The organism is Ruegeria sp. BHSB056, from assembly GCF_059613305.1.
Window position 1 is genome coordinate 1 of record NZ_JBXWSG010000101.1, and the last position, 12909, is coordinate 12909.

Below are 12909 nucleotides of genomic sequence, written 5' to 3' on the forward strand. Positions count from 1 at the left end.
TCGGCTCATCTCATCCTGGGGCTGGAGCAGGTCCCAAGGGTACGGCTGTTCGCCGTTTAAAGAGGTACGTGAGCTGGGTTTAGAACGTCGTGAGACAGTTCGGTCCCTATCTGCCGTGGGTGTAGGAGACTTGAGAGGAGTTGCCCCTAGTACGAGAGGACCGGGGTGAACGATCCACTGGTGGACCAGTTGTCGTGCCAACGGCAGTGCTGGGTAGCTATGATCGGACAGGATAACCGCTGAAGGCATCTAAGCGGGAAGCCCCCCTCAAAACAAGGTCTCCCTGAGGGCCGTGGAAGACCACCACGTCAATAGGCCGGAGATGTAAGCGCAGTAATGCGTTCAGTTGACCGGTACTAATCGCCCGATAGGCTTGATTTGATCCAGTAATGGAAAGACAAATCAAAAACATACACCAAATTGACAAAGGATGGCTGTGTCGCGCCAAGCGGCACTGTTGATTGACATAACAACTGTGCAGGAACGCGTATCCGCTTCGCGAATACGCTGCCTCCTGCGCGTCGCCTTTTTGCTTCGCAAAAAAGAGCGACGGGGATTTTCCTCGGTTTGGTGGTCATAGCGCAAGTGAAACACCCGGTCCCATCCCGAACCCGGAAGTTAAGCACTGCCGCGCCAATGGTACTTGGGCTTAAGCCCCGGGAGAGTAGGTCACCGCCAAACCTAGCAAAATCCCCAATTCTCTCTAAAACGATGAAAACAAATCTGACTCTGACGCGGGATGGAGCAGCCCGGTAGCTCGTCAGGCTCATAACCTGAAGGTCGCAGGTTCAAATCCTGCTCCCGCAACCAGCGTCAGAAAACCACAAACACTGCCCGTTCAGACTACAATTGATCCCCCGGATCAATTGCTTAACCTCTTAACTTCGTCAGCATCAGAACCTGAACCGCAGAGGATCATATCCTCTCACCGATACCAAAAACCAATAAGCCCGTTCAATCTACAAACAGTCCGCTAGACTGTTGGCTCAACGATCAAACCTCAAACACCTCATAACCTGATGGTTAGTGGTTCCGCTCAACGGGACAACCAGGCGACAATCTGGTCCGTTTCCGGTCTTCTGCGAGTGCGTAGTGGCATTTGGATCACCAGAGATCGGTCGGTTCGGAAAGACCTGGTATGTGCAACTGTCAGCTCGCCAGAGGCCAGGGCGTCTTCGATCAGGCAAAGGTGTCCCATAAGTATACCCGCGCCGGCCTTCGCCTCCTCAACAGCAAGACTGTAGAGGGAGAATTGAGCACCGCCTTTGACATTATGCAGGTCATAGCCAGAGTGCTGGGCCCATTTGGTCCAATCTTCACTCCACACCATATCGTGCAGCAACGGTAAATCCCGAAAACCGTTTTTGGGGTAAATATGGTCCATTAGCGCCGGGGCACAAACCGGCACGATCTCGTCCGGGCAAACGACCACCTGATTGGTCGTGTGGTCCGGTGGAGCGAAGAAGATCGACAGGTCGAACAGTTCGCGCCCAAGGCTCGGCGGCGCTTCCATTGCGGTGACGGAGAAACTGATGTCGGGAAAATGAGATCGGATCTGGCGCAGCCTTTTGGGGAGCCAAAGCTGAGCTATGGCAGGCAATGCAGCGATATTAAAATCTGCATTTGGTTTCAGGTTGCGCAGCGCCCGGGTCGCGTCGGCCAATTGGTCAAAAGCCCGGGTAAATCCAGCGACCAGCGATTGCCCCTCGGGTGTGAGTTCGACGCCCTGCGTTTGACGCCGGAAAAGGGGTGCTCCGGCCCAGCCTTCCAGCGTTTTGACGTGTTGCGAGATTGCACCCGGTGTGACGTTCAACTCTTCGGCCGCTGCGACAAAGCTGATGTGGCGCGCCGCCGCCTCGAAAGCGCGCATTGCGTTCAGTGGGGGCCCTTTGGGACGCTTTGGGGAAACGCTCATCACCTTAGCCTTAGTTTTTCTACGCCAAGAAATAACAAATCTGCTTTGCGAAGTCACGCAGCAGCAGTCACAGTGGACGAAACAGGAGGATGTCAGATGACACTTGCACATAGAGACTGGGTGCCTGCCGCAAGCGAAACGCTGGTTCAGAATATCGCAACAAAGACAGCATCGGCCTCGTCTGGCGACTTATTGGGCCGGATCGCGCATCTGGCAGAGGAAAACCGCCGCATTCACGAGAAAGAGTGTTTCAACCTCAACCCCGCGACTAATGTCATGAACCCCAAGGCCGAGGCGCTTTTGTCGTCGGGCATCGGGTCGCGGCCTTCGCTGGGCTATCCCGGTGACAAATATGAAATGGGGCTGGAAGCAATCGAAGAAATCGAAGTCATCGCGGCTGAGCTTTGTGCAGAGGTCTTTGATGCCCGGTTTGCAGAGGTTCGCGTGCCGTCGGGCGCAATTGCAAATCTTTATGGCTTCATGGCGACCTGTAAGCCGGGGGATACAATCATTGCTCCGCCCGCAACGATCGGCGGCCACGTGACCCATCATACCGCGGGCTGTGCGGGACTGTTCGGCCTGCGCACGATCGAAGCCCCGGTTAACACAAATGGTTACACAGTCGATCTGGACAAGCTGCTCAATCTGGCGCGGGCTGAGCGCCCCAAGCTGATCACGATCGGTGGAAGTCTGAACCTTTTTGAACACCCTGTTGCCGAGGTGCGGGCCATTGCGGACGAAGTTGGTGCGAAAGTCATGTTCGATGCCGCGCATCAGTGCGGGATAATCGCGGGGCGAGCATGGTCGAACCCGTTGAATGAGGGCGCGCATTTCATGACCATGAGCACCTATAAAAGCCTTGGTGGTCCGGCGGGTGGATTGATCGTGTCAAATGATGCCGACATCGCCAAAGCATTGGATGCCATTGCTTTTCCCGGGATGACGGCCAATTTCGATGCCGCCAAGACGGCCGCGCTTGCGGTTACCATGCTGGATTGGAAAGATTTTGGTCAGGCGTACGCGAACGAGATGATTGCACTGTCAAAAGCACTGGCTGCCGCGTTGGATGCGCGGGGTGTCCGCGTCTATGCGGGCGCGGAAGGCTTCACCAATTCGCATCAGTTCGCGGTTCTGGCGGAGCCCTATGGCGGAGGGCAGGCTGCATCGAAGAAACTTCGCGAAAGCGGGTTCCTTGCGTGCGGCATCGGATTGCCCGTCAAACCGGTAGAAGGGGATTTGAATGGGTTGCGGATCGGCACTCCTGAGTTGGTTCGCTGGGGTATGACCTCTCGAGATGCCGGGCGCCTCGCCGATTTGATCAGGCGAGGACTGGACGGCGCGCCTGTCGCTTTAGAAGTCTCTGCCTGGCGCAGTGAATTCGACACGCTGCATTTCGTGAACTAGGCGCAAGCGGCCACCACATCCGCCCGGTCTGGTGGCCCCTATCAACTGTTTTCCTGAATAATCGCGTCAATCCTGGCCAATGTAGCAGAGTTGACGGCGACACCTTTTTGACCTGCCGCAAGGCGACATGCACGGCGCCCATCGCCGGGCAGGTGCGCGCCGTCCTGATTTCTGATCGACGCGACCAGGTCAGAAATTGCGTTTGAAAACAGCCCATTTGACGAAACCGCAGGGTCAATAGCGATGAAGAACTGCCCGGTTTTCGGTGGACCCCCGACTGTCCCCGAGAACGGAGAGGCATGCAGCCCAAGAGTAGATCCTGTCAAAGCGGCCGCCATGATTTCAGTGAGCAAAGCGATACCCACACCTTTGTACCCGCCGGATGGGGCCATGCTTCCTTTCAGACCGACATTCGGGTCTGTTGTCGGGTTTCCGTCCGGGTCCAGTGCCCAGCCGACCGGGATGGCCTTGCCTTCTCTGGCGTGTTTCATCACTTCGCTTTTGGCGATGGTGCTGGCGCTCTGATCAATCAGCAAGGCGGGTTGCCCGTCTGGACCCGGCACCGCAACAGAGAACGGGTTGGTGCCGACAACGGGCTTCGATCCACCCGAAGGAGCAATGGATGCAGGTGCATTGGTGAATCCAAGACCAACCAGACCCGCCTGCGCCAGTCGATACGTGTGATAACCCAACACACCGCAATTGTAGCTGTTGGTGATCGCAAGGGCCGCGATGCCCTGTTCACGAGCCGCCGGGATCAATGCATCAAAGCCCGTTTCAATGGCTGCATGTGCGAACCCGGTCGCAGCGTCTACGCGGATAAGGCCGGGGCGCGGGGTTTCCAGCGTCGGTACCGCCTGACCGTCAACCTTCCCGCATTGTACATGTTCACAGTAGATCGGGATATAAGCCAGACCATGACTGGCCACCCCATCCGCTTCGGTTGCCGCAGTGGCCACGGCCAGAGGGCGCGCGTTTTCTTCACTTGTGCCAGCGGCAACCAACGCGGTGAAGGACAGCTTTTCGATTTCGGCAAGCGACAGGGTTTGGGTCTCGGTCATCTGATGATCCTTCAGTCATTGTCCGACAGGCCGGAACCAGCGCCAAGCAGTCGGGATTCTTCAGTTGCAGGGGCATATGTACGGTGCGCCATAGAGTTCAAGACCTGCCAAGCTCCGGCATTAGGGGCGGCACGGCTTTGCAGGGGGCGACCGTTTTGAATGTGGCCGCCCTCAGTTATCTCAACATGATCAGCGCGGTCAAAACTGCAATCCGCACAGATTAGATGAACACCATCGGTTATCGCAGAATACCCGTCGAAGGTTACTTTTACTGTCGTTCCCAGCTTTTTTGCCCCCGCAGCGACAAAGGGCAGCAAAAGCAGCGGTGCCGCGAGATTTGAAATCGAAATGGTGCTTTGGGACAGGACGATCGGTGAATCCGATATCACAGCTCCGGTCATCAACGGGCACAGGTCTTGTTCGCCAACCCATACTCTGTTCTGAAGCACAGGAATGTGGCGTTCCAGACAGGGCGCATATTCACGTTTGAGCAGTTGGGCCAGAATAGCGGGCCCGTCGAACCCTTGGGCGCTTAGCCAACGGGTGGCCTTTGCAGCCTCTTCCGCTACGCCCCAGGCATATCCGGCCCCACGGGTTGCGCGTTTTGCGGTTGCTTCGACTTCGTTCAATGAAAAGGTCATTGCGCAACCTCCGGATAAACCCACAAATCTGCGTTCGCGGTATTTAGCTCATCAGGGTAGGGGGCACCGGCATACATGCAGATGCGGACCCAGCGATCCGAACGAGGGTCGAAATGCGTCGCGCCAAAGAAGGATAGTTTTGCGCGCAACATATCGATGGGCATCACTTTCGCGCCGATTGTGTTGTCATGGATCTCACCATATGGCGCGATACGGCTGATTTGGGCGCGGCGTACGGTGTGGCGGTGCTCGGGGTGGCGCAAAAGAAACTCTGCTATCGGCGCATCATCCGGCCACTCTTGCAGAGCCTTGAAAGCCAGCGCCGCATCACGCGCGGGCGCGAGCGGTTGTTCATAGTCTGCAATTGGTTCTTCAAACCGTTCACCCAGTCGGGGTTCAAGTTTCTCTTCGGAAACGTACCAGGCGCGCGCGCAGTTTTTCGGATCATTCCAATCAAGATCCAGCGCCCAGTCAAAACTGTTCCGGATCAAGGTACGCACCCCTGACACGGGCATTGTTCCATCAATTACCTGTTCAGCCGTGTTTGTGTCCGCCATGCAGCTGGACAGCCCATCCACGACATCTCCGTAAGGCTCAAGGATCAGCGAGGCCAGCAACTCCTGGCCTTCTTCGCTGAGCGCAGTTTCCGACCATCGGATCATGCGATCCCACGGATGGTCTTGTGTCAGGTCGTCTGTAGCCAGAAATACGTCGATCGAATTCAGGTCGTCCTTTAGCGCAGCGAGTTTTTCAACCTGTATCGGGTGTTCGGATTGCCACCACGCGATTGACTGTTTGCTGCGCGCGAAAACGTCGCGAAAGACGCGTGCGTCTTTTTCGGTCGCTGTCTTAATTGACCGCACGCGCGAGATGGCCTCTTCCCGCGCCATGATCCAGTTGTTGAACAGAACGGGATGGTTCACGATGAACGGCGCCATTCCCAGTCCTGTGGAATTTCCGATGCCCAGCCAGCGTGCGATTTCAGGATCAAGCGCGGAGGTCTGATCCCCGCCTTTGACCTGCGCCATATATTGCACCAGATCGCGTACAAAAACCCGGGTCAGATAGACTGACAGCATTTCGATCTGGAAGGGACCACTGACCTCATCCCGGTCCGCCGTTTTCTCACGATCCGCAGCGCCGAATTTGCCCGACCCATAAACGGCCGTGGTCCTCATCAGATAGCCGACCTGATAAATCTGTTCCAGGTCCGGTTGCTGGCCCGCAGCCAGACGATCCACCACATGAGCCCAGAGTCGCACGGAACGGTTGGCGCGTGACAGTGACAATTCGGTTTCGCTGACACGCCCTGCCTCTTGCAGCGGCACGTTCTGCGACAGGCGATCAATGTCTTCTGGCGTGGGGATGCCATCGAACAGTGCAAAGGTGGCGTCCCAGGCTTCGGCGATAACCCGGTCTGACCGTTGATCGGCAGGCAGGTCATGGGCAAAGGCGACCAGCGAGTAGGCGCGATCGGGGCCTTGCGCGGTATAGACCGCATGGCCGACACCTTTGTCGTCAATTTCAAATGCAGGGCGCGAAAAGCTCCAGTTTTCATCGACCATGCGGCGTGTCAGTTGCCGCATAAAGCTGAGCCGACATTGATGCAGTGATCCCAGCCGTGACAACCGCATGACCATAGCGGGGTCACGTCTGGCGATCTCTGTCTGCGCGTGTGGTTCCATTTGGTTACCTTTGTGGGACGAAGTTCTCGGCAAAGAACCGATACCAGTTCCTGCCCATGATCCCGGCCACTTCGTCATCGTTCAGGCCGGTCGCGCGTAACCCTTGTTCGATGTTTCCAAAGTCTCGGTTGTCCTGAAACCAGCCCGGCATTGGTGGAAACCCCGGCGCAGAGGCCGAGCCTTCGCCATAGTCGATTTCTTTTGTCCACCGCCCCACACGCATCCATTCAACGATGCTGTCAGGCTGATCCTGGCACAGGTCAGTGCCGATCCCCAGATGACTGGCTCCATATTTGTCCGCAGTGCGGGCGATCATCTCGCAAAAGCTTTCCAGTGTGCAATCTGACTTGTCCTTCAAGTGGTGAGGGTAGACCGAAAAACCCAGCATCCCACCGTTTTCCGTCACGGCGCGGATAACATCATCTCGTTTGTTGCGCAGGGCCGGGGACCATTCGTGCGGATTGGCGTGTGTAATCGCGATGGGCCGGTCCGAGATTTCAGCCGCCTCGATCGTGGACCGGTCTGCCGAATGGCTCATGTCGACCACAAGGCCCACGCGGTTCATCTCTTTGATGACCTGCTTGCCCATGCGGGTGATGCCGGTGTCTTCGGCCTCATAACAACCGGTCGCCAGCAGGGATTGGTTGTTATAGGTCAGTTGCATGAACCGCGCGCCCAGATCGTGCAGGATTCCGACCAGCCCGATATCGTCTTCAATGGGCGAAGGGTTCTGAAATCCGAAAAACACGGCGGTCCGGCCTGTTTCACGGGCTGTGTCGATATCACTGGCCCACCGGCCTTTCATGATCAGATCCGGATATTGCTCGAACCAGCGGTTCCATTTCTCGAAGTTCAGAACCGTTTCTCGGAAATTCTCATGATAGGAGATGGTGACGTGGATCGCGTCCACGCGCCCTTCGCGCAATTGGCGAAATATCTTCTCCGACCAATTGGCATATTGCAGGCCGTCGATCCGCATCAGACGGGGCCTGCGCTGATATAGGCGGTTTTGACAGTCGTATAGAATTCAGCCGCAGCCTTACCCTGTTCGCGTGGACCATACGAGCTGTCGCCCCGGCCACCGAAAGGCACGTGGTAATCGGTGCCAGCGGTGGGCAGGTTGACCGTCACCACGCCTGTGCGCGCGTTGCGGCGGAAATGGGTTGCGCGAGCCAGCGATTTGGTCACGATGCCCGAGGTCAGGCCGAAATTGGTGTCGTTGACCACACTCAGCGCCTCGTCATAGCTGCCGACCTTGATGACGGATGTCAGGGGCGCAAACATTTCTTCGCGGTTGATGCGCATGTCGTTGGTGGTGTTCAGGAACACGCCCGGCGACATGTAGAACCCGTCATGAGGCATCTCCAGGCGCTGACCGCCACAGGCCAGCTCGGCCCCTTCGGATTTGCCCAGGTCGACATAGGCGAGGTTTTCATTCAACTGCTGCTGGCTGACGACGGGGCCCATCTGCACGCCTGCTTCCAGCGCGTGACCCACTTTCATTGCCTGCGCTCCGGCAACCAGTTTCTCGACAAAGGCATCGTGGATGCCCGCGTGAACCACCAGCCGCGATGAGGCGGTGCATTTTTGACCGGTACCGCCAAAGGCCCCGCCCAGCGCCAGAGTTACTGCCAGATCCAGATCGGCGTCGTCCATCACGGCCAGCGCGTTTTTGGACCCCATTTCCATTTGCACCTTGGTCAGGTTCTGGATCGCCGCGGCGGCGATGCCTTTGCCCACGGGCACAGACCCGGTGAAGGAAATCGCATTGACCTTGGGGCTTTCCACCAGACGTTGCCCGACCGAACGGCCCGAGCCCATCACAAGGCTGAACAGACCTTTCGGGATATCCTGACGTTCGATGATTTCAGTCAGGGCCACAGCCGAGGCGGGCGTGAGGTTGGCAGGTTTCCACACAACCGCATTGCCATAGCACAGCGCCGGAGCAATTTTCCACGAGGCGGTTGCAGTGGGGAAGTTCCACGGACTGATGATCGCAACTACGCCAACAGCTTCGCGGCGCACATCCACTTCGATATCGGGGCGCACGGAATCGGCGTTTTCACCGATCTGGCGCAGACACTCGGCAGCGTAATACGTGAAGAACTGACCGGCGCGGTAAACCTCGCCCTTGCCTTCGGCCAGCGGCTTGCCTTCTTCGCGGCTGAGCAGAGTGCCGAGTTCCTCGGCGCGGGCCATCAACTCGTTGCCGATGGCGTTCAGGACGGCCTGTTTGCGCTCCAGCCCGTAGGCGGCCCATTCGGCCTGCGCGACGCGCGCCTGATCCAGAGTCGCCTCAAGCTGATCGGCGCTGGCTTGTGTGAACATGCCAACCAGATCGCTTAAATCCGAAGGATTGCGGTTTTCAATTTCGCTTTCGCCGGCCAGCCATTCGCCGGCAATCAGGTTCAGTTTGGTCACGTCATGCCCCAAATTCGCAAATTTCGATTTGGGTCAGGATGGAACTTTCGGCCAACATCAGTCAAACTCAAATAACTTTAGAAAACTTCAGAAAGTTTGAAGTATGGCGATGAAAGTCGAGATGCTGCGGTGTTTTTGTACCGTGGCCCAAACCGGAAACCTTGCCGAGGCTGCCAGCCGTCTGGGTCGGACACAATCCGCCGTCTCAATGATGCTGAAGCAGTTTGAAGATCATCTGGGCAAGAAACTGTTTGAAGGTGAACGGAAAAATCACCTGTCACCACTGGGTCAGCAGGTTCTTGACCTTGCGCTCAAACAGGTGCGCGATTTTGATCAGACTGTTCAGAACATAGAAATGGCGGCGCAGGCGGAACAAGGGTTGATCCGTATCGTATCCGTGCCGTCGGTGGGGGCCTTGGTCTTTCCCGCCTTGCTGGGACATATGACATCACGCTTTCCCGGGTTGAAGATCGAGTTGCGAGACGGGGATTCGCAACAGGTTCTGGACGCCGTTGCCGGGGATAAGGCGGATATCGGCATTGCATCCGGTCATCATCCCCTGAACGGGGTCAGTGCCGAGCCGCTGTTTCAGGATCGGTTCGGCTTGGTTGCAGCGTCCGATCATCCGCTGATGACACGGGCGGAACCTCCAGCCATTTGCGATCTGATGGCGGCGCCCTTCGTGCGAAACGCCCTGTGTGACTTTATCGAGTCCGCGCCTTTCCGAGAGATTTTGGACAGGGCCGAGGTTACTATTCACAACACGCACTCTTTGATCACAACGGTTAGGGCAGGCCAGTGGATCACGGTCCTGCCGCAGACCGTCGCGCAATTCATCCCGGATGCGGTCGCCTTTCGCCCGATTTCAGATTTGCCAGACAAGCGAGAGGTATATCTTTACCGTCGAGAGAGAGCCCGCTTCCGCGAGATCACCCAGGCCTGCTGTTCGTATGTCCTGTCGAGCGGTTTTGGAAACACTGGCTTGGTGCAGGAGCCAGTTTTGGATTAACCCTGCTCAAAAGCACAAATTAAATAGGTTCTAGCAGACTCGAAGCGGCGCACATGCTAGGTTCCAGGATGAAGTGGGGGACTTCAGAGGGGCAACATGTCTCAGGACCTGAGGGGCTGGCTGAGCGCAATTGGATTAAACGAGTACGCGCAGGCCTTCGCAGACAACAAAATCGATTTCTCCATCCTGCCTGATTTGACGGCCGAGGATTTGATCGAAATCGGGGTGACGGCCGTCGGTGATCGGCGGCGGCTGCTGCGCGCCATCGAACAGATTGATACCTGCCAAACCTCAGCAGAACCTGAACCTGCTGCACAGCTCGAGCCCGCGCGGCGACAGGTTACTGTGATGTTTGCCGATCTGACCGCATTCACGAAACTATCCAGCGAGCTGGATGCAGAAGATCTGCATGCGCTGCTGAATCAATTCTTCAGCAAAGTGGACAATGTCGTCGAAAAATACGGTGGTCGTATAGACAAGCATATCGGCGATGCGGTCATGGCCGTTTTCGGAGCGCCGATTTCACACACCAATGATACCGAAAGGGCGGCGCGTGCTGCTGCCGAGATACATGCAGCTCTGCCGACCTTGTCACCGCCGCTTTCCTGCCACATCGGTATTGCCTCGGGTCAAGTCATTGCCAGTACGACCGGAAGTCAGTCGCATACGGAATACACCGTTACAGGAGACGGGGTGAATCTGGCGTCCCGCCTGACGGATATTTCCGCTGGGGGTGAGACTCTGGTTTCACACGACATTCAGCGCGCGTTGGGGCCGCTATTCGTGGGCGAATCCATTGGTGTGAAGGCCATCAAAGGGCTGAATGATCCCGTTGAAGTCTGGCGTCTGGATCGATTGGCCCGGAACATTCGCACACGGCGTCACAAATTCATCGGGCGCGAGCGGGAATTGTCGGTGTTCTCAGCCACATTTGACCGATGCAAGCGCCACGGCAAGGGCGAAGTCCATGTGATCCTGGGTGAGCCCGGGATCGGGAAAACCCATTTGTCCGAGCAAGTTGCTGAGCTGGCATCCGGCCAGTCCTACACGATCCACAACGGTGTCGTGATGGATTTCGGCGCGCGCGAAGGGCATTCGGCCATTCAGATGGTCGCCCGCAGTATCTTGGGTCTTGACCCGGCAGATGGCGCGGAAACAGGTGCCGCAGCGGCCAGGGACGCAATCGCCAGGGGCTGGGTCAGCCCGCCGAACGCCGCGCACCTCAATGCGCTGCTTGAGCTGGAGCAGGATTCGGGACTGGCCGAGGTGTTTGCGGTGATGGACAACAAGACCCGCCTGCGCGGACGGCGGCAGGTCATTGAAGAGTTGCTGTCGGCCTGCAGCCAGGAAGCTCCCCTGCTGATCCAGATCGAGGACATCCACTGGGCTTCGCCCGAGACCCTGATGACCTGCTCTCATATTGCGGCGGCAACGCGGGATATCCCTTGCGTGTTGATGATGACAAGCCGGGCCGAAGGTGACCCGATTGACCGGGATTGGCAAATGGCAACCGATGGCGCGCTGGTGTCCAAGATGGAACTGGCGCCGATGGGCGAGGAACAGGCCAGACTGTTGGTCGAAGAATTCACGGCCATCGACCCCGAGTTGCTGGAAACTTGTGTCAAACGCGCCGGGGGCAATCCACTGTTTCTTGAACAGTTGTTGCGCAATACGGATGTACTTACCCAGCAAAGCGTGCCCGGCAGTATTCAGGGGATCGTTCAGTCCCGACTGGATGCACTTGATCGAACCAGCCGCGCCGCCATTCAGGCAGCATCGGTACTGGGGCAACGGTTCTCTGCGGAAGTGCTGAACTTTATTCTGGGTGAAGGGCATCTGGATACGACCAGCCTGATCCGATCCGCGCTGGTCCGAGAGGCGGGGCCTGACCTCATGTTTGCCCACGCGCTGATCCGGGATGGATCCTATGCAACGTTGGTCAAATCCGAGCGTGCGCGCCTGCATAGGCAGGCCGCCAAGTGGTTCGAGGATCGCGATGCAACCTTGTGCGCACAACATTTGGACCGGGCAGGGGCGAATAACGCCGCACAGGCGTATCTGGAAGCGGCGGACAAACTGATCCAGGCCTTCAGATTCGACGATGCCAGCCCATTGATCGAACGCGCCCTGGAACTGCCGTCCCCTGCAGGTGTCCGGTTCGACCTGCTGTGCGCTCGTGCTGAGACGCACAGGCTTCAGGGTCTGTCCGGCGACGCACTGCGTGAATTTCGGGAAGCTGCCCGGGTTGCCGAAACCGATGAGCAAATCAGCCGCGCGCATATCGGGCTGGCGCAGGCCGCACGGCAAGCCAGCCTGTATCAGGATGCCCTGGAGGCACTCGATATGGCTGAATCCGCCGCCGAGCGTTGCGGGTCGGAGCGGGATGTGGCTCAGATCAGCTACGTGCGCGGTAATGTTTATTTCCCTCTGGGCCGGGACAAGGAAGCGCTGAGCGCCAATGAACGCGCCCTGACGCTTGCCCGCAAACTTGGCTCTGCCCGCCTTGAGGTAGGGGCGCTAAGCGGATTTGGTGATGCAAACTTCATGAAAGCCACCATGAAGACAGCGACAGGCTTTTATACGCAGGCTGTTGAGCGGGCGCGCGAAAAAGGGCTGGTCCGCGATCTGGCTGCCAATCTGCACAATCTCAGCGTCGCGCGCAGTTACACCGGGGACGTCGCACAGGGCAAGGCGGACGCCATTGAGGCTATTGAAGTCTCGCAAAAGTACTTTGCCTTTGTTCCGGAATGCGTTGCACAGACTTGCCTGGGCG

9 protein-coding genes, 1 tRNA gene and 2 rRNA genes are annotated in these 12909 nt (G+C 57.5%); 6 read left to right on the forward strand and 6 right to left on the reverse strand.

Going from position 1 to position 12909, the window contains the following annotated elements; genetic code table 11:
- The 3 genes from AC2FND_RS17640 to AC2FND_RS17650 all read left to right on the forward strand — a co-directional run.
- Nucleotides 1-381: ribosomal RNA gene (locus tag AC2FND_RS17640) — 23S ribosomal RNA — on the forward strand; the annotation flags it as partial.
- A gap of 185 nt (nt 382-566) precedes the next feature.
- Nucleotides 567-681, forward strand: a 5S ribosomal RNA gene (gene rrf, locus AC2FND_RS17645).
- Nucleotides 682-733: 52 nt separating this feature from the next.
- Nucleotides 734-810, forward strand: a tRNA-Met gene (locus AC2FND_RS17650).
- 226 nt (nt 811-1036) lie between these two features.
- Here the strand turns inward: AC2FND_RS17650 and AC2FND_RS17655 are convergent.
- Nucleotides 1037-1915 carry a LysR family transcriptional regulator gene (locus tag AC2FND_RS17655; RefSeq protein ID WP_496771118.1) on the reverse strand — a complete coding sequence of 293 codons (879 nt, stop codon included), beginning with the start codon at nt 1913-1915 and terminating at the stop codon, nt 1037-1039.
- A 96-nt stretch (nt 1916-2011) separates the two neighbouring features.
- Between AC2FND_RS17655 and glyA the strand changes: the two genes are divergently transcribed.
- A complete protein-coding gene (gene glyA, locus AC2FND_RS17660; protein WP_496771119.1) occupies nt 2012-3319 on the forward strand; it encodes a serine hydroxymethyltransferase in 1308 nt (435 codons plus the stop codon).
- A 41-nt stretch (nt 3320-3360) separates the two neighbouring features.
- Here glyA and AC2FND_RS17665 read toward each other — a convergent pair whose 3' ends face one another.
- From AC2FND_RS17665 to AC2FND_RS17685, 5 genes are read right to left on the reverse strand one after another with little or no spacing between them, the layout of a single operon-like run.
- Entirely contained in the window at nt 3361-4380 is a 1020-nt protein-coding gene (locus AC2FND_RS17665; protein WP_496771120.1) for an Ldh family oxidoreductase, read from the reverse strand.
- Between the two features lie 11 nt (nt 4381-4391).
- Nucleotides 4392-5021, reverse strand: a complete 630-nt coding sequence (locus tag AC2FND_RS17670; RefSeq protein WP_496771121.1) for a DUF3726 domain-containing protein — start codon at nt 5019-5021, stop codon at nt 4392-4394.
- Nucleotides 5018-6706 carry a hypothetical protein gene (locus AC2FND_RS17675; RefSeq protein ID WP_496771122.1) on the reverse strand — a complete coding sequence of 563 codons (1689 nt, stop codon included), beginning with the start codon at nt 6704-6706 and terminating at the stop codon, nt 5018-5020. Before AC2FND_RS17675 ends, AC2FND_RS17670 begins: the two co-directional genes overlap by 4 nt.
- 4 nt (nt 6707-6710) lie before the next feature.
- Entirely contained in the window at nt 6711-7685 is a 975-nt protein-coding gene (locus AC2FND_RS17680) for a membrane dipeptidase (protein ID WP_496771123.1), read from the reverse strand.
- Nucleotides 7685-9127 (reverse strand): aldehyde dehydrogenase family protein, encoded by a 1443-nt coding sequence (locus AC2FND_RS17685; protein ID WP_496771124.1) that lies wholly within the window; start codon nt 9125-9127, stop codon nt 7685-7687. The genes AC2FND_RS17680 and AC2FND_RS17685 overlap by 1 nt, the downstream gene beginning before the upstream one ends.
- Nucleotides 9128-9230: 103 nt before the next feature.
- Between AC2FND_RS17685 and AC2FND_RS17690 the strand changes: the two genes are divergently transcribed.
- Nucleotides 9231-10136, forward strand: a complete 906-nt coding sequence (locus AC2FND_RS17690) for a LysR family transcriptional regulator (RefSeq protein ID WP_496771125.1) — start codon at nt 9231-9233, stop codon at nt 10134-10136.
- A 96-nt stretch (nt 10137-10232) separates the two neighbouring features.
- The coding region (locus tag AC2FND_RS17695; RefSeq protein ID WP_496771126.1) for an ATP-binding protein at nt 10233-12909 on the forward strand (2677 nt) is incomplete at its 3' end.